This window comes from Acinetobacter legionensis (assembly GCF_048551735.1).
In the GTDB taxonomy this organism is placed as follows: Bacteria; Pseudomonadota; Gammaproteobacteria; order Pseudomonadales; family Moraxellaceae; genus Acinetobacter.
This window is the reverse complement of record NZ_JBIMBV010000005.1, coordinates 25,785-51,567: the sequence shown is the minus strand read 5'-3', so window position 1 is coordinate 51,567 and position 25,783 is coordinate 25,785. Positions and strand designations below refer to the sequence as shown.

The window sequence follows — 25,783 nt, the reverse complement described above, 5'->3', positions numbered from 1 at the left end:
AAATGGTGGCTATGACGGGACTTGAACCTGTGACCCCCGCATTATGAGTGCGGTGCTCTAACCAACTGAGCTACATAGCCATAAACTGTGTGCGCATTATCTAAACTTATCTACCCTACGTCAAGCCTAGAAACGCAGCAATGATCATACTTTAAGCAATTGATATTTAAATGTTTAAAATTAATACATATTTATGTTTTTATCGAAAAAAAAGCTTAATAAGCAGCATATATAAGTAAGGAATTAAGCTTGCCATTCTATAGTAAACCACCTAATTATTCATACAAATGAGATGATGATCCTATCATGAGGCGACATGGACGTCTCCGTTGGGCGGGGGTACAGGACGTACCCCTCGCCCAACATGAGCAAAAACAAAGCATAGCTGTGCTTACAGCGCAATGTTTGGCATCTACTACTAAAAGTGAGGCATCGTCTACGTAAAGGTTATTTAAACTTTGAGTGTAAGGTGTGGCATTGCACGCTTTTTTATAATCAAAAAAATCATTCTCTATGCAATTAATTTATTTAAAATATTAATTAAGAAAAACTATATTTTTGTATCTGAGTTTTTGACTGATTGACTGTACTTGTTTATCTCTAAAAATCCATAGCAAAAATAGAGAGTGGCTTACCACTCTCTATTTGCAACAAGTTCTTCCATTTCAATATCGAGATACCCTTGGTCTTGTACCACCATCATCATTGCCTCAGCAATATAATCAGCCGCAGTACCATCCAAAGAAGAATCAAGATCCTCAAACTGTGGCTTCATTTCATTAATTTCAATCACAGTCAGTTTTGCCATAGAATAAATTTCTGCATCACTAAAGCTGGTTTTTGCCACTTTTTTAGCAAAATTTTCAATAAGTTGCTTAACCTCAGCAACTAGAATATCTGGATAATATTCATCATCGAACATTGGGAGAAGTAGATCGTTAAACATTGCAACCTAAAATAAAACAGCAATTCACGCGCTTATATAACACAAACCATACAATTCACCAAATTGATTGAGCAATTTAACTGATTAATTCTTCAGATGTAGATAATCTAAATTTTAAAAAAGATCAAACAATATCAGGGGCTATTGACTATTCATCATTAAATTGCAGAGCGCATGGCTTGCCATACTTTAATTGCATCCGACATCGCTTTTACATCATGTGCACGCACCATACACGCGCCCTGTTGAATGCTGAGCAAGTGTGCAGCAACACTACCCACAGCACGATGACTTGCATCTGCACCATCTAGAGCTTCACCGATAAAGCGCTTACGTGATAAGGCTGATAAAATTGGATAGCCCATTTTGTTCAATTGATAAAACTCATTAAGAAGCTTTAAATTTTGTTGCGCATTTTTAGCAAAACCAAAACCAGGATCTATCAAAATATTTTTGGGGTGAATTCCTGCCTGTAGTGCATCATCTACTCGTTGCTGTAATTCAGCAATTACCTCTAGAGTAACATTTTCATACTGATCAAGATGATTCATTGTGGTTGGCTCGCCTCGCATATGCATAATAATCACAGGGATATTGAGCTCTGCAGCAGTCTCTAAGGCATGTGGACGAGTTAAGGCACGGACATCATTCCAAATATGCGCACCAGCCTTAACCGCCTCACAAATCACTTCTGGTTGTGAGGTATCTATTGAAATAATGACATCCAATTTAGCTAATTCAGCAACCACAGGAACGACACGACGTATTTCTTCAGCAATCTCAACTGAAGAGGCACCAGGACGTGTAGATTCCCCTCCAACATCAATTACTGTCGCACCGTCAGCAATCATTTGCTTGGCATAAGCAACAGCTTGATCTTTTTGATCATGTTTCCCACCATCGCTAAATGAATCTGGAGTGACATTCAGTATGCCCATGACATGTGCTTGCGATAAATCCAGACTCAAACGCCCACATTGCAAAATTTGCTTAGGTAGTGGCATCAGTTGCATGTCAATTCTCCGTATTCAATTCAGGCTAGTTTAACAATTCAAATCAATAACACAGTGATTTTTATCTGTGAATTTTTTTGTATAAAAAAAGAGCCTCGATTGAGGCTCTTGTTTATTTACTGACTGATCAGGTCGCTGGCAATGGTGGTGGCGTTGATGGACCATCTGTAGGTGTTACATCAAGCACTGGATTTTCCGCAACATAAACCTTAGGTGGCTGAGGAGGACGACCTTCCATGATGTCACGGATCTGATCACGATCAATCGTTTCCCATTCCATCAAAGCTTTTACCATTGCATGTGCAATATCTTTGTTATTTTCAAGGATATCACGTGCAACACGATACTGTTCATCTAGGATACGACGTACTTCTTGGTCAACTTGCTGTTGCGTTGCTTCAGAAATTGTACGGCTACCGACATTTCCGAAGAAACCATTTTGGTTTTCATCTTCATAGACCATCACGCCCATTTTGTCTGACATACCGTACTTGGTCACCATTGCGCGTGCCATTTTGGTTGCACGTTCAAAGTCGTTAGACGCACCCGTTGACATTTGATCAATGAAAACTTCTTCTGCAATACGACCACCAAATAAGATTGAAAGTTCATTCAACATCTTAGACTTGTAATGGCTGGTTTGATCATGTTCTGGCAATTGCCAAGTTACACCCAAAGCCCAACCACGTGGCATAATTGTTACTTTATGCACAGGGTCAGTCCCTGGAAGAATTTCTGCAACAATGGCATGACCTGCTTCATGATAAGCAGTTGCACGACGTTCCTCTTCACGGATCACCATCGACTTACGCTCAGGACCCATGTAGATCTTATCTTTTGCATCTTCAAAGTCATGCATATCGACGGTGTTCTTGTTACGACGAGCAGCAAATAATGCAGCTTCATTGACAAGATTCGCCAATTGCGCACCAGAGAAACCAGGTGTACCACGTGCCAATACCTTAAGATCAACACCAGTTACCGAAGGAAGTTTCTTTAAATGCACAGCCAAGATCTGTTCACGACCTTTAATATCTGGCAGCCCCACCATCACTTGACGGTCGAAACGCCCCGGACGAAGTAATGCTTTATCTAGTACATCCGCACGGTTTGTTGCCGCAATGACGATAATTCCTTCATTACCTTCAAAACCATCCATTTCAACAAGCATTTGGTTTAGTGTTTGTTCACGTTCATCATGACCACCACCTGTACCTGAACCACGATGACGACCGACTGCATCAATCTCATCAATAAAGATGATACATGGTGCATGGCGTTTCGCCTGTTCGAACATGTCACGCACACGAGATGCACCAACACCAACGAACATTTCAACGAAGTCAGAACCTGAAATACTAAAGAATGGAACTTTGGCTTCACCAGCAATCGCTTTTGCAAGTAAAGTTTTACCTGTACCTGGAGGACCAACCATCAATACGCCTTTAGGAATCGTTGCCCCTAAGCGTTTGAATTTTGCGGGGTCTTTCAAGAAATCAACGATTTCTACAACTTCTTGTTTTGCTTCATCACAACCAGCAACATCGGTAAAGGTCACTTTGATTTGGTCTTCTGAAAGCATTTTCGCTTTAGATTTACCAAAACTCATTGGTCCATTTTTACCACCTGCACCACCACCCATGTTACGCATAAAGAACATGAACAATAAAATAATTAAAAGCACAGGAAAGCTTGCGATGAGAAGTTGCATCAATAAACCTTGACGTTGAGGTGCAGTACCTTCAACAACAACGTTATTTTTGATGAGTGTAGGCATCAATTCAGGATCTTGAACTGCTGGGCGAATACTTTCAAAGTTCGAACCGTTCTTTTTTTCGCCGCTTATTCTTTCACCATCAATTGTGACTTTACTAATTTGACCAGCATTCACCGCTGTGACGAATTCTGAATAATTCATCGCAGAAGGCTTACTGCGGTCACTGAGATTGCTGAAAATTAAGATCAGCACACCCAGTATGACCAGCCACAATACGGCATTTTTGAAGTAATCGCTCAAAGCTTTATTCCCATATATAACTATTTTGATCAGGCTCAATCTTGCTTGATCGTAACAAAAAGCGAGTAATGAATTTCGCAATAAAGGTTAAAAAGGTACAAAATGCACAATTTTTAACAACTTGGCAAGTATTTGTTGGCAATTCATTACGAAGAATGAACATACCTTAAAACCACCACCTATTGCGAAACTTTTTTACGGCCCTGTCCAATTAAAAAAACTTCTTTTGAACGTGCACGTGAAGCAGCTGGTTTTGCTGTTTTTAACACATCAAAACTATCCACGACTTGCTTTCGGAACTCATCAAAACCAGTTCCTTGGAAAACTTTAACTAAAAACTGCCCTTTTGGTCCAAGAACCTTGTTGGCAAAATCTAACGCAAGTTCACACAAGTAAATCTGGCGAGGTTGATCTACAGCCCTATTACCTGATGTATTGGGGGCCATATCTGAAATTACAACGTCTACAGTGCGTCCATTTAAAATATTTAACAATTTTTCGAAAACTTCTTCTTCTCTAAAATCACCTTGTAAGAAGGTAACATCAGGCAAAGCATCCATTTCCAAAATATCTGAAGCAATCACTAAACCTTTATCACCAACTAGTTTACCAGCGATTTGCGACCAACTTCCTGGCGCAGCACCCAAGTCAACCACGGTCATACCTGGTTTAATCATTTTGTGTTTTTCTTGAATTTCAAGAAGTTTATATGCAGCGCGAGCTCGGTAACCTTCTTTTTGTGCTTTTTTCACAAAAGGGTCATCTAAATGCTCTCTCATCCACGCACGACTACTTTTGGATAACTTCTGGTTGGTAATGCGTGTAGCCATAACTCTCTTGATCTAAACCGATAACTAACTTCTGATTGTACGTGAAAAAAAATCTCATTGCAGTATTCATATTGATTTAAATCGACAGATATTGATATGTTTTTTTGAATAAGCTTCATCGATTATTTCTACAGAATTTACAGCGTAGTGATATGGCTTTTGTTATACTAAGTCGTTTCTAAAATTAGGTTATCTTTATATGGCGGCTCTATCTATCCAAGAACGTAAACGTTTACGTCAAATCGGCCATGCGTTAAATCCTGTTGTAATGCTTGGCGATAAAGGCTTGACTGAAAGTGTCGTTGAAGAATTAAATCGTGCTTTAAATGATCACGAGTTAATTAAAGTCAAGGTTACTGGTGAAGACCGCGAAGCACGTGCTGCAACGATTACTGAAATTGCAAATGTTACTGGTGCTGAAGTTGTTCAAACAATTGGTAAAATTGCATTGCTTTATAAAAAAGCTGCGAAACAAAATCCAAAATTGTCTAATTTAGTTCGCCACGCTCATCTTTCAAATTAAGATTTATTTTCATGGCAAGTTTCGAACTGAATGCATTTGATCGTCGTTTTCAAAGTATCTCCCTAGTTGGTGCGATTGAACAAATTAGCCCGTATACGCTCAATGTCGGTTATTGGTTAAGAGATCCCAATCAATTCATAATTTATCCTGAACTGGTTACAGCAAATCCGCGTCAGGATTTGCTTTGGGAAAATACCTGTTTTGAGATTTTTATAGGTGTGCAAGGCGAAGATTATTATCGTGAAATTAATCTATCCCCTTCTCAAGCTTGGCAAGCTTATCAATTTGAAGAATATCGTTATCCTGAAAATATGCCACCAGTCGCTGCTTATGACATTGAATTAAATCAGTTAAAGCGCACACATTATGGATTAAATGTCAGCATAGATCTTAGCGAGTTTATGCTTGCCAATAAATTAAAATGGTCAGACTTATTTTTGGGTTTAAGCGCTGTTTTAAATACCACGCAAGGTCAACATTTCTTTGCCATGCAACACAGTGGCCAACAGGCCGACTTTCACAATAAACGTGATTGGTTACATACATTTTAGACTACAATTATGTAAACTGAGCTTGAAAATAAAAAAAGTGAGGCTAGTTGCCTCACTTTTTTATTGCCATTTTTCTTAAAAATAGCTTTTCTTAAAACATAAGCCTTACATATCTTATTGTTTTGTCGTTACTTTATTCCAAACTTCTAAAGTGTGATCTTTAGAACGCTTTAAAGTTTCAGTTAACTGAACTTTATGTTTGCTCGAAATTTGTGAAACGTCTTCACGAATTTCTTTACCAACTTCAGTTAACTCTTTCACTAAAATGCTTAATTCTGATTTTAAGAAATCAGCCAATTCAGCCAAATCTTTTTGTGAAGTGGAAAATTGTGATTTGATCACATCAAGACGTTGCACCAAATCTTGTTTAAAGTTTTGTACTTGATCTTGAACTTGCTCAGTTAATTGCTCTGACTCTGCTTCAAGCTTAGTTTTAGTTTCTGTAACAGCTTCAGCAACTTTCTGCTGCGCTTCTTTACCTAACTTCTCTAAGTTCTCTGTAGTTTCAGTTACAACTTCTTTCAAAGCTGCGGTGTCTTTGGTTACTTTCTCTGTAACACTTTCTTTAGATATTGTCATATTGATTCCCCCTGGAATGTGAGTCAATAAGATACATTGAAAAGATAAATTTTAGATTTTGATTTGTCTAACAATAATTAAATACTTACAATTTCAAATATTTCACTTTAAAAGCAGAATTAATGATAAATAGCAAGGTATTTATCTTAGATTATCCCTCGAAATAAAATAGACTTTCGAGGGGCTCATGCGTATAATGCGCTGTTAAGTTACAAGCGAGCAGACAAGAGGAGGGTAGGATTTAGTAAGCCTTCCTTTTTTTTCGTCTACTCGCTTTTTTACAGCCCTATTTTTGTGGTTTTAGTTCAGGAGCTATGGTTTGAGCACCCCCGCCATTTTAGCCCTTGCTGACGGTACTGTTTTTAAAGGTACATCGATCGGCGCTACGGGAAGTACGACTGGTGAAGTCGTTTTTAACACTGCCATGACTGGTTATCAAGAAATTTTGACCGACCCTAGTTATGCACAGCAACTTGTAACTTTAACTTATCCTCATATCGGTAATACTGGTTGTAATGAAGAAGACGCTGAATCAGGTCGAATTCATAAAGTTTGGGCGAATGGTTTAATCATTCGTGACCTACCGTTATTACACAGCAATTTCCGAGCTACTCAGTCTCTTGGCGAATATTTACAACAACATAATGTCGTTGCCATTGCAGATATTGATACTCGTAAATTGACACGTATTTTACGTGACAAAGGCGCACAAAACGGATGCATTCTTGCCGGCGATAATATTACTGAAGAAGAAGCTATTGCAAAAGCACGTGCCTTTGGTGGTCTAGATGGTTTAGACCTTGCGAAAGAATGTTGTGACCCACAAGGTTTTGAATGGACTGAAGGCTCATGGACACTGGGCCAAGGCTTTTCTCAACCTGAAACAAAGTTTCATGTTGTTGCATACGATTACGGTGTCAAAACCAACATCTTACGTATGCTTGCCGACCGTGGGTGTAAATTAACTGTTGTTCCTGCACAAACACCTGCTGAAAAAGTATTGGCGTTAAATCCAGATGGCGTATTTTTGTCAAATGGACCTGGCGATCCAGCAGCATGTGATTATGCAATTGCGGCAGTAAAAACCATTGTTGAAACTACAAACCTACCTGTTTTCGGTATTTGTTTGGGTCATCAAATTCTAGCTTTAGCTTCTGGCGCTAGAACTGTGAAAATGCCACATGGTCACCACGGTGCAAACCATCCTGTACAGAACCTTGAAAATGGTACAGTGATGATTACTTCTCAAAACCATGGCTTCGCTGTAGATGCAGAAACTTTACCTGCAAACCTCAAAGCTACGCATAAATCTTTGTTCGATCAAACCTTACAAGGTATTCATCGTACAGATAAACCTGCGTTTAGCTTCCAAGGTCACCCTGAAGCAAGCCCTGGTCCACATGACTGTGCCCCATTGTTCGATCATTTCATCGAACTTATTGAAGCATCTAAGAAGTAATTAAGGAAGCGATCATGGCTAAACGTACAGACATTAAAAGCATCTTAATTATTGGTGCGGGTCCGATTGTCATCGGGCAAGCATGTGAGTTCGATTACTCAGGTGCGCAAGCATGTAAAGCCCTTCGTGAAGAAGGCTACCGTGTTATTTTGGTGAACTCTAACCCAGCCACCATTATGACTGACCCGACTATGGCAGATGCAACGTATATCGAACCGATTACGTGGCAAACTGTTGCACAAATCATTGAGAAAGAACGCCCAGATGCGGTTCTTCCAACAATGGGTGGTCAAACGGCATTAAACTGTGCATTGGCACTAGATGCCAACGGTATTTTAGAAAAATACAATGTTGAATTGATTGGTGCGACCAAAGAAGCCATCGAAAAAGCGGAAGATCGCAAACTTTTCGATATCGCAATGCGCAAAATTGGTTTGGAATGCCCACGTGCTGATGTTGCAGAAAGTATGGAACATGCGCTTGAAATTCAAGCCCGTTTCGGCTTCCCTGTGATTATCCGCCCATCATTTACGATGGGTGGTTCAGGTGGTGGTATCGCCTATAACAAAGAAGAATTCATTGAAATCTGTGAACGCGGTTTTGATCTTTCTCCAACCAAACAATTATTGATTGATGAATCATTAATTGGCTGGAAAGAATATGAAATGGAAGTTGTTCGTGACAAAAACGACAACTGTATCATTGTATGTACCATTGAAAACTTCGATCCAATGGGTGTGCATACCGGTGACTCCATTACTGTTGCACCTGCACAGACACTAACAGATAAAGAGTTCCAATTACTGCGTAATGCTTCTTTAGCGGTGCTACGTGAAATTGGTGTAGAGACAGGCGGATCAAACGTTCAGTTCGGTATCAACCCGAAAGATGGTCGTATGGTTGTGATCGAGATGAACCCTCGTGTATCTCGTTCTTCTGCGCTTGCGTCTAAAGCAACAGGTTTCCCTATTGCCAAAATTGCAGCAAAACTTGCAGTGGGCTATACCCTTGATGAATTGAAAAATGACATCACTGGTGGAACAACGCCTGCATCGTTTGAACCTGCAATCGACTATGTTGTAACCAAGATTCCTCGCTTTAACTTCGAGAAATTCCCACAAGCTGATGCAACACTCACGACACAGATGAAATCTGTGGGTGAAGTCATGGCAATTGGTCGTAACTTCCAAGAATCTGTACAAAAGGCACTTCGTGGTCTTGAAGTCGGTGCTTGTGGTTTTGATGAGAAAATTGCAGTGGGTACTGAAGGCGCGAAAGATAAAATCTTGGTCGAGCTTAAAGTGCCAGGTCCTGAGCGTATTTGGTATGTTGCTGACGCATTCCGTCATGGCTTCACATTAGATGAAGTATTTGCTGCAACCAATATCGATCGTTGGTTCTTGATTCAAATCCAAGACATCATTCAGTCTGAAGAGCAAATCAAAACTTTAGGTTTTGGTGATTTGAACGCTGACAATATCCGTGCATTTAAACGTAAAGGTTTATCTGATTTACGTATTGCTGACTTGATGGGCATTTCGCAAAAACAATTCCGTAAGCACCGTTGGAACTTGGGTGTATACCCTGTTTACAAACGTGTAGATACCTGTGCAGCTGAGTTCGAGTCAGATACTGCTTACATGTACTCAACTTATGATGACGAGTGTGAAGCGAATCCGTCTAACCGTGACAAGATCATGGTGATCGGTGGTGGTCCTAACCGTATTGGTCAAGGGATCGAGTTCGATTATTGCTGTGTTCACGCTGCCCTTGCAATGCGTGAAGATGGTTATGAAACCATTATGGTTAACTGTAACCCTGAAACGGTTTCAACTGACTATGACACATCTGATCGTTTGTACTTTGAACCGATCACTTTAGAAGACGTTTTAGAAATCGTACGTACAGAAAAACCAAAAGGTATTATCGTACAGTACGGCGGTCAAACACCTTTGAAATTGGCTCGTGCTTTAGAAGAAGCAGGTGCACCAATTATCGGTACGTCTCCAGATGCGATTGACCGTGCAGAAGATCGTGAACGTTTCCAACAGATGATTCAACGTTTGAATCTTCGTCAACCAAGCAACAGCATTGTTAAATCTGCTGAAGAAGGTATGGCTGAAGCATCTAAAGTGGGTTATCCGTTGGTTGTACGTCCATCTTATGTCCTTGGTGGTCGTGCGATGGAAATCGTATACAACGACGACGAACTTAAACGTTACTTGCGTGATGCTGTACAAGCGTCTAACGAAGCACCTGTACTGCTTGACCATTTCCTTGATGATGCAACAGAAGTCGATGTTGACTGTGTATCTGACGGCAAAGATGTGGTGATCGGCGGTATTATGCAGCATATCGAACAAGCGGGTATTCACTCTGGTGACTCAGCATGTTCAATTCCGCCTTACTCTCTTTCTGCAGAGATTCAGGATGAAATGCGTCGTCAAACCGTTGCTATGGCGAAAGAGCTTGGTGTGATTGGCTTGATGAACGTACAGTTTGCTGTTAAAGGCAATGACGTTTATATTCTTGAAGTGAACCCACGTGCGTCTCGTACAGTACCGTTCGTTTCTAAATGTATCGGCGAATCATTAGCAAAAGTTGCAGCACGTTGTATGGCGGGTCAATCTTTAGAATCGCAAGGATTCACACAAGAGATTATCCCAACGCATTTTGCTGTAAAAGAAGCAGTATTCCCGTTCAACAAATTCCCAGGTGTAGACCCGATCCTTGGACCAGAAATGAAATCTACTGGTGAAGTGATGGGTGTTGGTACAACTTTTGGTGAAGCTTTCTATAAAGCTGTGTTAGGCTCTAACGATCGCTTACCAGGTAAACCAACTGATGGTGAAGTGAAGCACGTATTTATTTCAGTACGTCATTCAGATAAGCCTCGTGCCGCGGGTATTGCGAAACAATTGGTTGATTTAGGCTTCAAAATTATCGCAACTGGCGGTACTTATGATGTCATTAAAGAGGCTGGTATTGAATGTGAACGTGTGAATAAAGTAACTGAAGGTCGTCCAAATATTGTCGACCGCTTGAAAAATGGCGAGATTCACCTCATTATCAATACTACTGAAGGTAAACAAGCTCAGCAGGATTCATTCTCAATCCGTCGCTCTGCTCTTCAAGGTAAAGTGTATTACACAACTACCTTGAATGGTGCTGATGCTGTATGCCAAGCTTTAGCAATTAAATTGCCAATGGATGTATATCGCTTGCAAGATTTGCAAACACTAGGTTAATTCGTTTCCGATAAGTCCCGCCATCTTATCGGTGGCGGGCTTTTTTCATTTTATAAACCTGTATTTTTTAAATACTGAACTGAGGGACAACAATGCAACGTTATCCTATGACTCCTGAAGGCAAGGTAGCCTTAGAGAAAGAATTGCAACAGCTCAAATCTGTTGATCGTCCACGTATTATTGCAGCAATTGCAGAAGCACGTGAACATGGGGATTTAAAAGAAAACGCAGAATACCATGCAGCGCGCGAACAACAAGGTTTTTGTGAAGGTCGTATTCAAGACATCGAAGGTAAACTTGGTGCTTGCCAAGTTATTGATGTTAAGGAACTTGAGCAAACTGGTCGTGTGGTTTTTGGTGTGACGGTAACCATTGAGAATTTGGATACTGAAGAAAAGAAAACCTATAAGATTGTAGGTGATGATGAAGCTGACTTTAAGATCAATAAGATCTCAGTGAACTCGCCTATTGCGCGTGGTCTTCTTGGCAAGAATGAAGGTGACGAAGCTAAAATCACTACACCACAAGGTGAAGTGGAATATGAAGTGGTGAGTGTTGAATATATTTAACACATACTAGGGCTGATGATTCAGCCCTTTTTATTGAGCTAAAAATATAAAATGAATAACAAAAAACTAATCGCTTTTATATTCAACCATCAGTTATTGACTAAGACAAAACGACTCAAAATATTTTTGTCAAAGCCTAAGACACAAAAATACAATTTCAATGATTAATATTCTTAATAAAATCAAAAAAATGTAGAAATAAATTATTCAATTATAAAAAGCTTGCAATGCCACACATTACATTTAAAGTCTAAATAGCTTTGTTTAGGCAAAGGGTACATCCTGTACCCCTGCATTCCCAAACATCAAGGGCAACATCCATGTCGCCCCACAGTAGGATAATCATCTAGAATTCAAAAATACAAAAACTTATTCATAGCCGAAAATTCTCAAGTTCATACAAAAACATAAGCTTCATTGATGATCAATGACAGGATGCAAATCATTTGTATATACAATTAGAAGGTTTAGCTATATAGATAAAAAGTTTAAAAACATTCACATCAGAACAATCCTGCATTCACATAGAAATTAACACTGATCACGTATCTATTTAATAAATATCAAACATCATCCATACATTTCTCAAATCTTGCTCCAAGCAAAATATGATGCATCCGCCATACGAATTCGAAGAAAACTAGCATTTATCACCAACCGCTCAAAGTAAATTGCCATTGTTAAATATTTTCGATGCATTACATTGAGGAAAAATTAAAATTCATTGAGAACGAGAATGAAAGCAGGACGAGCAAGTAAAACTGCTGAAGCAGCGGCAGCAATTAGAGCCAATCATCATTTAAATGCCAACGATCCAGTATTCTCTGACCCTTATGCATTTGAAATGACCAATTCACAATGGCGTTTACTTTTAAATAATGCTCTTCTACGTAAAGCGTTAAACTCCAATTTAATGAATCAAACTTTTGGTAAATTGACAGGCCAAGTGGTTGGACGTTCTCGCTATACAGAAGATCTTTTAAAACAAGCGATTGAACATGATCATATTCAACAATATGTATTGGTTGGCGCTGGTCTAGACTCTTTTGTATTACGCTTGGCCCAGCAATACCCCCAACTCAAAATATTTGAAATTGATCATCCTGATACACAAAGAACCAAATTAGAAAAATTAAAAAAGCTTAGTAATACAGGTGAGCTCCCAAGCAATGTGGAATTTGTTGGCATTGATTTTGAAAAAGAAAAACTGTCTGATGCTTTGGCGCGTAGTGGATTTCAAAACACCCAAGCCACATTTTTTTCATGGCTGGGCACAACCCATTATTTAACCCCACAAGCAACCCTAGCAACCTTACACAACATTGCATCCTTTACTGGCAAAAATAGCCAAGTTGTGATGGATTATTCGATTGATTATAAAGTCTTACAAGGTATTGAGCGTTTGGGTAGCTTCGCAGTGTCACAGTTCACCCGTTTCTTAAAAGAGCCTTTGATTGGTGCGTTTGCTTCGCAAGCATTGCATCATGCAGTTGAAATGATGGGTTATCAGGTGGTTGAAGATTTATCAGGTAAAGACATTACCCATCGTTACTTTAACCATCGTGCTGATCATATTCGTCATACCCATGCCACGCATTTGATCCATTTAAAAATAGGTTAATACTTGAATACCAGCCAAGGAATAGCTGAAGAATTGATGTTTAAACCCAATACACTGAATATTTTTTAATTGCTGATCAAGATCTAAGTTCAATCTAAGGTTACAATGCGCGCTCTAGCCCTTGCACTTAAGCTTTTGTACTCCCATGACTGACGCTATTCACTCCCCCGTAAAACACTGGTGCGAATTTGAGTTTATTTCTAAAACTGTGAAAAATCCCAATATTCATATTAAAGGAAATTATTCTTATTATTCGGCATATTGGGATCAGGGATTTGAACGTTGCGTGGTGCGTTATTTGCATGATAAGCCGTCAACTGTAGAGAAACCAATTGACCAATTATATATTGGTAACTTTGTTTGTTTTGGGGCGGAATGTGTGGTCATGATGGGTGGCAATCAATTACATCGCTCTGACTGGATCTCTACATTTCCTTTTGATACCCGTAGCTTTTTACCCGCTGGGGATACAGTGATTGGCGATGGCTGTTGGATTGGCAGTCGTGCCATGATTATGCAAGGGGTAACGCTAGGTGAAGGTGCCATCGTTGCTACAGGTGCAGTCGTCACTCAAGACGTGCCAGCGTATGCAATTGTCGGTGGTGTACCGGCAAAACTCATTAAATATCGGTTTTCTCAGGATCAGACTGAAAAATTACAATCAGTTAAATTGTATGATTTAGATGAGAAGCAGGTTTTAAAAATTCGTGAACAATTACAAAGCGATGATATCAATCAATTGATTGATTTTTTAAAAGCAGCAGAATAATACCCTCGGTATAGGTTAATAATCACACAAAAAGCAAAAAGGGCTAAATATCAATTTAGCCCTTTTGCAAAGATTAAAATCTTTTGCTACACATCAGAATTTAACACAACATTTTGTTGTGCATTTTTTAACTTTCGTTGTTTCAGATAATAAGCAAGCATCAAACAAAGAATCCATGCTGGAATCATCATTACCGCAATACGCATATTCTCGGTGAATGACATTACCACCAGAATACCCAACATAAAGATAATGCAAAGATAATTACTGAATGGATAAGCAATACTTGGAAACTTGGTGGTCTGCCCTTGTGTTTGCATGGCTTTACGGAACTTTAAATGAGTCCATGAAATAACCACCCAGTTAATCACAATTGCAGCAACCACTAACATCATCAATAAACCAAATGCTTTTTCTGGAAATGCATAATTGAGTAGTACACATAAAACCGTAACAAAAGCTGAAACATAAACCGCATTGGTTGGAATACCACGCTTATTAATATGCTTAAGGAACTTCGGTGCATTACCCTGTTGTGCTAAACCAAGTAACATTCGACTACTACAATAACTGGTCCCGTTATACACCGAAACAGCTGCGGTAAGAATGACAAAATTCAGTAAGGTCGCAACACCATGACTATCCAGTGAAGCAAATACCATTACAAATGGGCTACCACCTTCTGCCATTTGGTTCCATGGAAAAAGTGCAAATAAGATAAACAGTGTTGCAATATAGAAAATCAAAATACGATAAATAATTTGATTGACTGCTTTAGGCAAAGTTTTATCAGGATCACGCGCTTCTGCTGCAGTAATACCAAATAGCTCAATCCCACCAAAGGCAAAAATAATCACAGCCATTGCCATGACTAAACCTTCCACACCAAATGGGAAAAACCCACCCAATGCCCAAAGGTTACTAATGCTTGCCTGTGGCCCTGCTGTACCTGTTGCAAGTAGATAGGAACCAAAGCCGATCATGGCTAGGATTGCCAAAATTTTGACGATAGAGAACCAAAATTCCATTTCACCAAAAAATTTTACATGCAATAAGTTGATACCGTTGATTAAAACAAAAAACACCAATGCTGAAATCCAAGTTGGGATTTCAGGCCACCAATATTGAATATAAAGACCAATTGCGCTCAGCTCTGCCATACAGACCAAAACATTGAGTACCCAATAATTCCAGCCAGACATAAAACCTGCAAATGAGCCCCAGTATTTGTATGCAAAGTGACTAAATGAACCACTGACTGGTTCTTGCACCACCATTTCACCTAACTGTCGCATCATTAAAAACGCAATAAATCCAGCAATCGCATAACCGAGTATGACTGAAGGACCTGCAAGCTTAATCGATTGCGAGATACCCAGAAACAATCCTGTACCAATTGCACCACCTAGCGCGATAAGCTGGATGTGCCGATTGCTTAAACCATGTTTCAGGTTTCCTTGCTCATGTTTTGACATATGATTATTCTCATCCTTGTCTCGTAATTTTTGTATTCAAAATTACGTATATCATAAGTTAATCAAAAATGCCTATATCTAATCGAAAAATAATTGATTTACTTTTCTCATAACCGCGCATATAAGCAGAAAATTCAACAAATAACAATTATTATGAATTATGTAATTAAATTATGTATTGCGTAATTAAATATTTTCAGTATGATAGAAATCATAAGACACTGACAGCTTGCTTGAGTCATTTGAATAAGGCATTTAAATAAATCTATATTCATTTGTTTTTCAAATACTTAAGAAAAATATCAAAGATTTTGATCTTCTCTAACAAAATTAAAGACAAGGAAAGCAAATCATGAGCTCACATTTAACTTGTTTTCTTGAAATTGACTCACAATCAGATTTCACCATACATAATTTGCCCTACGGTATTTTTAGTGAAACACCCCAAGGCACAAAACGAGTGGGTGTTGCCATTGGAGATTGGGTCATAGACCTTGCCCACTTAGAGGCACATGGACTATTAGCGATCAATGGACATCAAGATTGTTTTAATCAAGCGACACTGAATAAATTTATAGAAACGGGTAAACACAACTGGCAAAAGGTTCGTACTACATTACAAAGTCTACTCTCTGCTGAAAATCCAACACTTCGTGATGATGTGGTTTTACGCCAAAACGCATTATTTAAGCAAAATACAGTCACTTTGCACTTACCTATTCAAGTCTCTGGCTATACAGATTTCTACTCGTCCAAAGAACATGCCACCAATGTCGGAACCATGTTTAGAGATCCTAAGAATGCATTGCTTCCAAACTGGAGCGAACTTCCTGTGGGATATAATGGTCGTGCCAGCTCTGTGATTGTCAGTGGCAAAGATATTGTTCGACCTTCTGGGCAAATCAAATTACCTGATCAAGAACGCCCTGTTTTCTCTGCAACACGTAAACTCGATTTTGAATTAGAAACTGCCTTTATCGTTGGCAAAGCGACTGAATTGGGTGAGCCTATCGTGATTGCAGATGCTTGGGATCATATTTTTGGTATGGTTTTGCTCAATGACTGGTCGGCACGTGATATTCAACAATGGGAATACGTACCATTAGGCCCGTTTAACGCCAAGACTTTTGCAAGTGCAATTTCACCTTGGGTGGTGACCATGCAAGCACTGGAACCGTTTAAAGTCAAAGGTCCAGAACAACAACCTAAACCACTTTGCTATTTAGAAGAAAATATTGCCAACAGCTATGATATTCACCTCAGTATTGAGGTTCAAAGCCCTCTATCAACACAAGCTGATGTGATTTGCCAAACCAACTTTAAATATATGTATTGGTCTATGGCACAGCAACTCACCCACCACACAGTTGCAGGTTGTAATGTCCAAGTCGGTGACTTGATGGGTTCAGGCACAATTTCAGGTCCTACAGAAGATGCTTATGGTAGCTTACTTGAACTGACATGGAATACCACCAAACCGCTAACTCTCTCGAATGGAGAAAAACGTGGTTTCTTGCAAGATGGTGACCGTGTCGTGATGAAAGGCTACTGTGAAAAAGCAGGGATCCGTGTGGGCTTTGGTGAGGTTGCCAATCGCATTTTGCCAGCGCGCCAGTTTAGCTTCCATCAAACAGAAGACTTGAGCTATGAAACTGTATAGTTATTTTCGTAGCTCTGCGGCTTATCGGGTTCGGATTGCACTGAATCTCAAACAACTGAGTTATGAAATACAACCCGTGCATTTGGTCAAGAATGAGCAACTACTAGAGCTTTACCGAGCCGTTAATCCAAGCCAATGTGTTCCAACTTTAGTGGATGAAGATCAAAGCTTTTTACAGTCACTCAGTATCTTGGAATATCTTGAAGAACGTTATCCAGCAATTTCATTATTGCCTGAAAATATCGTCACGCGAAGTAAAGTACGTGCTTTTGCACAAGCGATCGCCTGCGATATTCATCCGTTAAATAATTTAAGAGTCTTAAAGTATTTACAAGATGATCTTGCTCTCAGTGACGAGCAAAAAAAACACTGGTACCAACACTGGATCCTAGAGGGTTTTAACAGCTTAGAAGCCCAACTACAAGATTCAAATGGGAAATTCTGTTTTGGTACACAACCGACATTTGCAGACTGTTGTTTGATTCCTCAAGTCTATAACGCCAAACGCTTTGAAATTGATTTAAGCACTTTTGCAAAGATTGAGTCGATTAGTCAACACTGTTTAACCCTTCCAGCCTTCTTCAATGCTGCTCCAGAACAACAACCTGATTGGGAATAAAGATAAAGGAGTTTTATCATGAGCTTTGCGATTAAAAAAATTCACCATGTGGCTTATCGTTGTAAAGATGCCAAAGAAACCGTGGAATGGTATAAAAAAATGCTCAATATGGATTTTATTTTGGCCTTTGCTGAAGACCATGTGCCTTCGACCAAAGCCTTTGATCCGTATATGCATTTGTTCTTAGATGCTGGGCAAGGAAATATATTGGCATTTTTTGAGCTGCCTACTCAACCAGATATGGGGCGTGACGAAAATACCCCTCAATGGGTTCAACACATCGCATTTGAAGTTGAAGACCTGAATACTCTACTGATTGCAAAAGAGCATCTCGAAGCACATGGCGTTAAAGTTCTTGGCATCACCAACCATGGCATTTTCCACTCGATTTATTTCTTTGATCCCAATGGTCACCGTTTAGAACTAACCTATAACGATGTGCATGCAGATGCAAAAATTGCACGAATTACCGAAGAAATGAAATTAGAAATGCTGGATGAGTGGAGTCGTACCAAACGCGCACCTCAGCATACTCATTTTTTGCATGAAGACGAGTTGGGAGCATAATCATACTCAATTGAATATGTCTAGGTGCCAAAGCCGACTTGGTATTTACTAAGTTTATTAATCGAATAATTCATGATTTGGTATCCTATATCTAGTTGAACATCATAATAAGCAGCTTTAATGGTACACAATGCTCGTTTTGCTGAAGCTTATATAAGCTTCAACTAACAACAGCAATCAGTATTTAAAATATTGCTGTTGGACAATGCTAGAACTCATCGGTATTGAAGCGTTGTAACTCCAATACCGATTTTTATCGGCTGAACTTTAATGGTCTAGATCTTTTGATGATGTACTGTTGTTTAACAAATAATATGTAACACCTCGAAAAACAATTGTATGCTTATAGCATTCGCCTATTTAAATCATTTAAAAAGATGATTTCTATTTTGTACAATGCTCAGGCACTATGTGTTAAATATGTAAATCAAATATCGACAGCAAATGAACACTGCTAAATCGTATGCAGATTAAGGGTTATTCAATGATTGAAGAAAAGTTGTCTGGTGGGGTTCAATCACTTGAGGTGGGCTTAGCCGTTCTCAATGCCCTTTTGGAGCATAACAAGCCGATTATTTTAAAAGAGCTGTCCAGTAAACTTGATATGCATCCAGCTAAGGTACATCGTTACCTTGTTAGTCTGATTCGCATGAATTATGCAAAACAACTTGAAGATGGTCAGTATGCGCTAGGGGATCAAGCTTGGCGATTGGGCTTAAACTGTATACAGCACACAGATGTTTTACAACTTGTTCAGCATCTTATTTATGAACTACAAAGTAAAATTGGTTGTGGTATTCAAATCAGCAAATGGTCACCTAAAGGCCCTTTAGTTGTACAGTCGATTGAATCAAATCATCCAATTTCCATTGTGACCAAAGTAGGTTCGATCATGCCCTTAGTCAATTCGGCTGCTGGGCGGGTTTTTGCCTCATATTTGCCTGAAGCAGTAATTAAACCATTAATGCACTCAGAATGGGAAAAAGTAGCACTCAATCATATTCAAATTAAACCAAACAATTGGGATGAATTTCTTGTTTTAAAAGAAAATACTTTACAACAAGGTATGGCGATTGCTCAAGGAGACTTACTTGTTGGCATCAATGCTGTGGGTTTACCTATTTTCAATGCGCATCTTGCAATGGAGTTTTGCATTGTTGCATTAGACAGTGAAATGTTTTTACCAGTCAACGCGGGCAGTGAAAAACTTGAACTATTTAAACGTGAAGTTGCTACGATAAATCAATACATACAAACACGTTAAGTTTTTAGCGAAAGATCGTGAAAAGCCAAGAATTTAATTCTTGGCTTTTCACTTTCAATACGATTTTGTTATTTGGCTTCTAACACACCACGGCGGATTTGGTCACGTTCGATTGATTCAAACAATGCCTTGAAGTTGCCTTCACCGAAACCATCGTCATCTTTACGCTGGATAAACTCAAAGAACACAGGACCAAGCATATTTTCAGAAAAAATTTGTAATAATAGTTTCTTCTGACCTTCTTTGGTATTGCCATCTAACAGAATACCACGCTTTTGCAGTTCTTCTGTCGGTTCACCATGATCAGGTAAACGATCTTTTAACATTTCATAATAAGTTTCAGGAGGCGCCGTCATAAATTTCAGCCCTAAACCTTTTAACTTATCCCATGTGGAAATTAAGTCATCGGTAATAAAAGCAATATGTTGAATTCCTTCACCATTAAAGTCAGCCAAAAACTCGGCGATTTGCCCATTGCCTTTGTCTGAGTCTTCATTCAAAGGAATACGAATCATCCCATCAGGTGCAGTCAGCGCCTTAGAGGTTAAACCCGTGTATTCACCTTTAATATCAAAGTAACGAATTTCTTGGAAGTTAAAGATTTTTTCATAGAAATTTGCCCAATAATCCATACGCCCTTTATAGACATTATGGGTTAAATGATCAATTTCATTTAAACCAGCACCACGTGGGTTGCGATTTTCGTCATCAAAGAATACAAAATCATTTTCATAAATATCACGATCGACCAAGAAAATTGGCATACCGCCTATGCCTTTAATCGCGGGGATATTTAATTCCATTGGTCCTGCTTGCGAATACATTGGCTCTGCGCCAAGTTCAATTGCATTTTTAAAAGCTTTGGCTGCATCACGTGTTCTAAATCCCATTGCACATGCTGATGGGCCATGTTCTTTAAAGAAGAATGATGCATAAGATTCAGGTTGATAATTCAAAATAATATTGATATTACCCTGACGCCATAAATAAACTTTTTTTGATTTATGTTTTGCGACTTTAGCAAAACCAATTGCTTCAAAGATTTGATCTAATCCATTTTCCGTCGAAACAAACTCAATAAAAGCAAAGCCACATAGTTCTAATGGGTTATCTAAAATATCCATCTAGTTTCCCTTATTTGAATAAATTCATCCGTTTTTTAATGCCGAGAAAAGCTCACAGGTATTTAGGTCAATCGACAAAATATTCTGATTTGAACTCTTCCTTTCCATAATTTAGTCCACGTAAAGCTCTAAGTTTAAGCTGCATTTACAGTGACGTTTAACACTAAATTTATCCTACAAGAAAGCTTTTATTTATGCAATACATAATCAAATTATGTTATGTGTAATTTTATTTCTTATTTTAATAAAGTCGAGCATACTATTTTTGTGCAAAATGTGCTTGAACTGACCTGTTTAAGTATCCATTTTAATCTGTGGAATTGCTTTGATTTGATCCGCAATTGCCTGTTGTTGGAAAAGAATAATCCAGAGCACATCATTCATTTTAATGTCTTGATCGTTTGAATCTTAAGGATAAACATCATTTATCGTACTTTAAATTTAGCTTATCTTTCATTAAAAAACGTGAACACCTTTAAAAAAATCTGCTGACTACCCCACCTATCTTTGCAAATCCTGCTCAACTTTAACTGGGCTGGTAAAATCATTTTGCATACAGACTCGCAAAGCTATTCCAATCGCAGCAATCACAATAATGCGGCTTCCAGTATCATCTTTCAATTATGTTAAAACCTATACAATTTCAAGGCAGATTTGCGCTGTAAAACTATTAAAGCGTTCAGGCTGATTTAAGCTCAAATATCCAGCTTCGTTTTTTCTTCGACGATAATTGTTTGATATTCCATTGTCTTTTCCTTTTAATCCATGATTTAAATTGTAATGTTCTATTCTGTTCAGTATTTATATTTAAAATATTTTAAAGGAAGAAATGGATTTACAATTTGCCAATTGTTTCATTCAGCCTCTATATTTTCTCAATTGTGTATGTCTTTTATTTAAACCATTTAAAGCTTTACTTTGATCGTGCTAGATTGCATCTCGATCTTTATTTTATTGATTGATTTATCTTTTATTTAGTTGCATTTAAAAGCGACAAAACGATGTAACTTGATGCCAATGCTTTTAATTAAATTTATGATATTTATATGAATTATCCATACACATTTACTCGGTTTTATTCATCTCATATTCACGTTATGATGGTTCTATAAACTTAGAATTGTAATAAATAATCATCTCAGCTTTTCGGTAAAATAAGGAAAATAGACATGGCTTATCAAAATATCCTCGTTCCAGTTGATGGTTCAGAAACTTCATTATCTGTTGTGAAACATGCAGTTGAGTTTGCAAAAGCATTTAACAGTAAAATCACGGTTGTGCAAGTGATGACTTTAGACCCTTATATTGCATCAGAATATTTGGCAAATGGTCAAAGCAATATGCTGATTGAACGGGCTCGTGAATTTATTCAAGCAAATATCAATGTAGCTAAAGATCAATTTGCTGCAGAAGGCGTTCAAGTTGAAACACGGTTACTCGAAGGCGAAAACATTGCGCATACTTTAAATCAAGCTGTACATGATTTAAAAGTTGATTTGGTCATTCTCAGCTCACATGGTCGTACGGGGCTAAAAAAAATTATTATGGGCAGTGTGGCGCAAAGTTTATTAACTGAATTGCAAATCCCAGTCTTAGTGATTAAATAATTTTTGTCATTCCTTTTATGATTCCTCACTACATCTGAAAGTGAGGAATTATGGTATCCATTGATATTTTTTTAAATTTATTTTGCCATCAATAACAACCACATCTTCAGCCAACAGCTTTATCGTCTGAATACACATACCTTTTTCGTCCAGTTTTTTTAAGCTGATTCGACCTTGTGAATTGACCACTCGATACCAAGGGATATTATGATCTTCAGGTAATTTTCCTAAGACACGCCCAACCAACCGTGCATGTTTGGGTAAGCCTGCAAATTTAGCCACTTGACCATAACTGGCTACTTTGCCTTTGGGGATTTGAATGATGACACTTAAGATCATCTGAGCGAGCTCATGATTTGACATTTTTCAGATCAATCAAGTAATAAAAAATAATATTCATAATCGTCTTGGCAAATAACATTAAATTGACTTTGAAAATAAGCTTTAAACATTTTAGGCAAATGTAATTTGACTGTACATAAACTAATCTTAAATCGTACATCAAATACAACAACAAGAGTATTCAAAGATGAAAGGAATCTTCAACAAACTGATTTTATCAACGGCATTGGCAATGGGTTCTGTGGTAACAGTTGGTATATCAACTGCAAGCTATGCTGCTCCAGCAATTGACATCCAAAGTGTGCTGCAACAAGAACGAGCGTGGGCTGGCATGGAAACCAAACGTGTAAAAGTAGGTGATATTGACTGGGCATATAGTGAAGGTGGGCCAGCAGGTAAACCGACGATCATGTTAGTTCATGGACTTGCAGGAAGTCGTGACAACTGGAATCGTGTTGCACGCTATTTAACCCCTTATTACCATGTAATAATTCCTGATCTTCCAGGTCAAGGTGACAGTAAGGTACCAAATGATTTTGATTATTCATTGCCTAATCTAACTGAAAAATTACGTCGTTTTGCCGAAGCGATTAAAGTAGACAATGGCTTAAACGTCGCAGGTCACTCTATGGGGGGATCTATTTCATTACTTTACGCAGCACAATACCCTGTCGATACTAAATCATTATTTCTGATTGATAGTGCGGGTGTGTTTAAATCAGCCAATACGCCTTATTTAAAAGATCCAACAACTTTACGCAACATGATTGTCAGTAAACCAGGCGATTTTGATCGTTTAATGAAAATCGCAACCAGCATGCCTCCTTTTATTCCTAAAGAATTAAAAGATGCCCAAGAAAAATTGATGATCAGCCAATCTGCAAACACAACCAAATTGGTTGAACAACTGATTGTCATGTCTAAATTATTTACCCCAGATTCATTTGCAATTGCAGCACGCTCTATTGACCAACCCGTATTGATTGCATGGGGAGACAAAGACCAAATTATCAATGTTGAAGCTGCGGCTGAACTCAAAGGCTTATTGAAAAATGCACAAGAGCCGATAATTCTCAAAGGAGTCGGGCATTTACCGATTTTAGAACAAGAGCAACTTTTGGTGAAACCTTACCTCGATTTCTTAGCCAAAAACGCAAAGTAACAGCTCTAATAAAAAAGCCAGTATTGTTACTGGCTTTTTTATGGCGCTAAACCTTTAAAAATATTTAATTTTTAGTCGCTCAGTTTTATACCTTAACTATTCATTTAGCTTAATGCGCTATGTTTAAAAGTTACCAGGATGTTCCAATCGCTTCATTTCCTGGGCTTTTTCAGGATGATGTACCGATGCCACACCATCTGCAGCTTTCTTGTCAACAAGCGCTTCAGGATTATAAATGGTAATGGTTTCATGTCCTTCGTTATCTTCCCCCACAATATATTTGATACCTTTACGATTCATTTTATTGCACATGCGCTGATACCAACCTTTAAAACCTTGTGTTTCTTCATTTGGGTTGTAATAAAATGCATTCATGACTGCTGGTAAACCCAGCCCACAGACCACACCTGAAAGTAATACACTAATGAAGGTATAACCAATTAAAATACTACTGTAATCACGTAGCTCAGGGACGTTTGCCACAGCAAGGATCAATGCAAGGGAAATTCCTCCACGAACCCCTCCCCACGAAAGAATAGCTAGACTACCGTTATAACTCTTTTTGCGAAATGATGGGAAAAATGCAAAAGCTAAGAAATTTGCAGCAAAACGAGAAAGATGCAATGCAAAGAATGCAAAAATACCGCCAAGAATCAGACTTGTGCTTAAGTCTAAAATAAAGATTTCTAGACCAATCAGTGTGAAGAGAAAAGAATTAATAATCCCTTCTACTGTATGCCAAAAATGATTAACCTCTCGAATCTCACGATCCTGTAAAATTTCTTTCCACTTATTACCTACGATTAAGCCCCCAATTACACAAGCAATTGGTGCCGATGCATGAGCAAATAATGCAACAAGATAAGAGCCACATGCCAATAACGCAGTTGTGAGAATCAATGATTCCATCTCATGCTTGCCACGTAATAAACGCAAGATTCCTAAACCAAAAGCCCAACCAATGATGACCGCAACCACAATTTCATATAAGAATGTTTGTAATGTTGCAACTAAACTAAAATGCTCACCTTCAAGGACATTTAATAAAGTCATGAAGACCGCGATACACATCGCATCATTAAATAAGGATTCACCTTCCAATTTAACAATGAGATGATGTGGCGCTCGTACTGAACTGAGAACACCTTTGATCCCAATCGGATCTGTTGCACCTAATGCTGAACCCAGTAATAATAAAACTAAAATTGGGACTGGATTACCAATCAAAAACTGAAAGCCAAAGACCAATCCTGCAAAAAATACAGCACAGAGCAGTAAGGCAATCGTTGCCAATATACTAATCGGCTTCCAATAAACTTTTAAATCTGAAACTTTAAATTTAAGCGCTGAAGATGTCAGAATGAAACAAATAACGCCATTGACTAAAAAATCATAAAAATCGACATGCCTTACAGCTTCTTCGATATTATGGATATTAATAGAGATAAATTGATTGCCATTAAGTAAACTGGCGCCCCATTGCAAAATAAAGACAAAAATTGCAGAGACAATGGGAACACCGATGGCTTGAGGGAAACCTAATATTCGCTTATTAAAAATTGTAGTCGCGATAGAAAGCGCAAAAATGACTGTAAAGACCTGAAGAAAGAAATAGTTACCCATCAGAAACCTGTTTAGATTTTTAATTTAAATGCACATCAAACACTCAATCATTTTTTTATAAAATATAAAATAAGAGACCATTTAACAATCTGGATAATTGTACAAAAAAAACTGAAATATGATGATTACTGGTTATATTTTTTAACATAAAAAATGCTTGAAAAAATTGATTCAGAAAAAAAGAGAACATGATGTTCCCTTTTTTAACGCAATAC

General features: G+C 38.3%; 23 protein-coding genes and 1 tRNA gene. 14 read left to right on the top strand and 10 right to left on the bottom strand.

Annotation, left to right across the window (positions count from 1 at the left end):
- Window positions 1–3 precede the first annotated feature (3 nt).
- Window positions 4–80: transfer RNA gene (locus ACG9ZL_RS05935), tRNA-Met, on the bottom strand.
- Between the two features lie 226 nt (window positions 81–306).
- Between ACG9ZL_RS05935 and ACG9ZL_RS05930 the strand changes: the two genes are divergently transcribed.
- Window positions 307–444 carry a hypothetical protein gene (locus tag ACG9ZL_RS05930; protein WP_336951805.1) on the top strand — a complete coding sequence of 46 codons (138 nt, stop codon included), beginning with the start codon at window positions 307–309 and terminating at the stop codon, window positions 442–444.
- A 187-nt stretch (window positions 445–631) separates the two neighbouring features.
- Here ACG9ZL_RS05930 and ACG9ZL_RS05925 read toward each other — a convergent pair whose 3' ends face one another.
- From ACG9ZL_RS05925 to rlmE, 4 genes are all read right to left on the bottom strand, one after another.
- Entirely contained in the window at window positions 632–946 is a 315-nt protein-coding gene (locus tag ACG9ZL_RS05925) for a DUF5713 family protein (RefSeq protein WP_336951806.1), read from the bottom strand.
- A gap of 158 nt (window positions 947–1,104) precedes the next feature.
- Window positions 1,105–1,959: a dihydropteroate synthase gene (folP, locus tag ACG9ZL_RS05920; RefSeq protein WP_419359406.1), complete on the bottom strand. Its 855-nt coding sequence runs from the start codon at window positions 1,957–1,959 to the stop codon at window positions 1,105–1,107.
- A gap of 127 nt (window positions 1,960–2,086) precedes the next feature.
- Window positions 2,087–3,976: an ATP-dependent zinc metalloprotease FtsH gene (gene ftsH / locus ACG9ZL_RS05915; protein ID WP_336951808.1), complete on the bottom strand. Its 1,890-nt coding sequence runs from the start codon at window positions 3,974–3,976 to the stop codon at window positions 2,087–2,089.
- A 179-nt stretch (window positions 3,977–4,155) separates the two neighbouring features.
- Window positions 4,156–4,806 (bottom strand): 23S rRNA (uridine(2552)-2'-O)-methyltransferase RlmE, encoded by a 651-nt coding sequence (gene rlmE, locus ACG9ZL_RS05910; RefSeq protein ID WP_004717323.1) that lies wholly within the window; start codon window positions 4,804–4,806, stop codon window positions 4,156–4,158.
- Between the two features lie 199 nt (window positions 4,807–5,005).
- Here rlmE and yhbY point away from each other — a divergent pair, with 199 nt between their 5' ends.
- The gene (yhbY, locus tag ACG9ZL_RS05905; protein WP_004717326.1) at window positions 5,006–5,329 is read left to right on the top strand and encodes a ribosome assembly RNA-binding protein YhbY; all 324 of its coding nucleotides are present in this window, start codon (window positions 5,006–5,008) and stop codon (window positions 5,327–5,329) included.
- 11 nt (window positions 5,330–5,340) lie between these two features.
- Window positions 5,341–5,880: a DOMON-like domain-containing protein gene (locus ACG9ZL_RS05900; RefSeq protein ID WP_336951809.1), complete on the top strand. Its 540-nt coding sequence runs from the start codon at window positions 5,341–5,343 to the stop codon at window positions 5,878–5,880.
- A gap of 114 nt (window positions 5,881–5,994) precedes the next feature.
- On the opposite strand, the gene ACG9ZL_RS05895 is transcribed toward ACG9ZL_RS05900, so the two are convergent.
- Complete coding sequence (locus ACG9ZL_RS05895; protein WP_336951811.1) at window positions 5,995–6,459, bottom strand: hypothetical protein; 465 nt, start codon at window positions 6,457–6,459, stop codon at window positions 5,995–5,997.
- Window positions 6,460–6,778: 319 nt separating this feature from the next.
- Between ACG9ZL_RS05895 and carA the strand changes: the two genes are divergently transcribed.
- The 5 genes from carA to ACG9ZL_RS05870 all read left to right on the top strand — a co-directional run bounded on the left by carA (window position 6,779) and on the right by ACG9ZL_RS05870 (window position 14,125).
- Window positions 6,779–7,918 carry a glutamine-hydrolyzing carbamoyl-phosphate synthase small subunit gene (carA, locus tag ACG9ZL_RS05890; protein WP_336951812.1) on the top strand — a complete coding sequence of 380 codons (1,140 nt, stop codon included), beginning with the start codon at window positions 6,779–6,781 and terminating at the stop codon, window positions 7,916–7,918.
- Window positions 7,919–7,932: 14 nt separating this feature from the next.
- Window positions 7,933–11,166 carry a carbamoyl-phosphate synthase large subunit gene (gene carB, locus ACG9ZL_RS05885; protein ID WP_419359404.1) on the top strand — a complete coding sequence of 1,078 codons (3,234 nt, stop codon included), beginning with the start codon at window positions 7,933–7,935 and terminating at the stop codon, window positions 11,164–11,166.
- Between the two features lie 92 nt (window positions 11,167–11,258).
- A complete protein-coding gene (gene greA / locus ACG9ZL_RS05880) occupies window positions 11,259–11,735 on the top strand; it encodes a transcription elongation factor GreA (protein WP_336951814.1) in 477 nt (158 codons plus the stop codon).
- 736 nt (window positions 11,736–12,471) lie between these two features.
- Window positions 12,472–13,356: a class I SAM-dependent methyltransferase gene (locus ACG9ZL_RS05875; RefSeq protein WP_336951815.1), complete on the top strand. Its 885-nt coding sequence runs from the start codon at window positions 12,472–12,474 to the stop codon at window positions 13,354–13,356.
- Window positions 13,357–13,501: 145 nt separating this feature from the next.
- Window positions 13,502–14,125: a CatB-related O-acetyltransferase gene (locus ACG9ZL_RS05870; RefSeq protein ID WP_336951816.1), complete on the top strand. Its 624-nt coding sequence runs from the start codon at window positions 13,502–13,504 to the stop codon at window positions 14,123–14,125.
- An 86-nt stretch (window positions 14,126–14,211) separates the two neighbouring features.
- Here the strand turns inward: ACG9ZL_RS05870 and ACG9ZL_RS05865 are convergent, their stop codons facing one another.
- A complete protein-coding gene (locus ACG9ZL_RS05865; RefSeq protein ID WP_004823234.1) occupies window positions 14,212–15,600 on the bottom strand; it encodes an amino acid permease in 1,389 nt (462 codons plus the stop codon).
- Between the two features lie 352 nt (window positions 15,601–15,952).
- Between ACG9ZL_RS05865 and fahA the strand changes: the two genes are divergently transcribed.
- From fahA to ACG9ZL_RS05845, 4 genes are all read left to right on the top strand, one after another.
- Window positions 15,953–17,260 carry a fumarylacetoacetase gene (gene fahA, locus ACG9ZL_RS05860; protein WP_419327146.1) on the top strand — a complete coding sequence of 436 codons (1,308 nt, stop codon included), beginning with the start codon at window positions 15,953–15,955 and terminating at the stop codon, window positions 17,258–17,260.
- The gene (gene maiA / locus ACG9ZL_RS05855; RefSeq protein WP_419359402.1) at window positions 17,247–17,879 is read left to right on the top strand and encodes a maleylacetoacetate isomerase; all 633 of its coding nucleotides are present in this window, start codon (window positions 17,247–17,249) and stop codon (window positions 17,877–17,879) included. Before fahA ends, maiA begins: the two co-directional genes overlap by 14 nt.
- Before the next feature lie 18 nt (window positions 17,880–17,897).
- Window positions 17,898–18,446, top strand: a complete 549-nt coding sequence (locus ACG9ZL_RS05850) for a VOC family protein (protein ID WP_419359400.1) — start codon at window positions 17,898–17,900, stop codon at window positions 18,444–18,446.
- A 484-nt stretch (window positions 18,447–18,930) separates the two neighbouring features.
- A complete protein-coding gene (locus ACG9ZL_RS05845) occupies window positions 18,931–19,710 on the top strand; it encodes an IclR family transcriptional regulator (RefSeq protein ID WP_336951820.1) in 780 nt (259 codons plus the stop codon).
- 68 nt (window positions 19,711–19,778) lie between these two features.
- On the opposite strand, the gene hppD is transcribed toward ACG9ZL_RS05845, so the two are convergent.
- Window positions 19,779–20,834 carry a 4-hydroxyphenylpyruvate dioxygenase gene (hppD, locus tag ACG9ZL_RS05840; protein WP_336951821.1) on the bottom strand — a complete coding sequence of 352 codons (1,056 nt, stop codon included), beginning with the start codon at window positions 20,832–20,834 and terminating at the stop codon, window positions 19,779–19,781.
- Between the two features lie 1,169 nt (window positions 20,835–22,003).
- On the opposite strand from hppD, the gene ACG9ZL_RS05835 reads away from it, so the two are divergent.
- Complete coding sequence (locus ACG9ZL_RS05835) at window positions 22,004–22,441, top strand: universal stress protein (RefSeq protein ID WP_336951823.1); 438 nt, start codon at window positions 22,004–22,006, stop codon at window positions 22,439–22,441.
- A 48-nt stretch (window positions 22,442–22,489) separates the two neighbouring features.
- On the opposite strand, the gene ACG9ZL_RS05830 is transcribed toward ACG9ZL_RS05835, so the two are convergent.
- Window positions 22,490–22,804: an MGMT family protein gene (locus ACG9ZL_RS05830; RefSeq protein WP_419359399.1), complete on the bottom strand. Its 315-nt coding sequence runs from the start codon at window positions 22,802–22,804 to the stop codon at window positions 22,490–22,492.
- A gap of 166 nt (window positions 22,805–22,970) precedes the next feature.
- Between ACG9ZL_RS05830 and ACG9ZL_RS05825 the strand changes: the two genes are divergently transcribed.
- Complete coding sequence (locus ACG9ZL_RS05825; protein WP_419359397.1) at window positions 22,971–23,945, top strand: alpha/beta fold hydrolase; 975 nt, start codon at window positions 22,971–22,973, stop codon at window positions 23,943–23,945.
- Window positions 23,946–24,068: 123 nt separating this feature from the next.
- Here ACG9ZL_RS05825 and ACG9ZL_RS05820 read toward each other — a convergent pair whose 3' ends face one another.
- Window positions 24,069–25,568 carry a cation:proton antiporter gene (locus ACG9ZL_RS05820; protein ID WP_419359395.1) on the bottom strand — a complete coding sequence of 500 codons (1,500 nt, stop codon included), beginning with the start codon at window positions 25,566–25,568 and terminating at the stop codon, window positions 24,069–24,071.
- Window positions 25,569–25,783 lie beyond the last annotated feature (215 nt).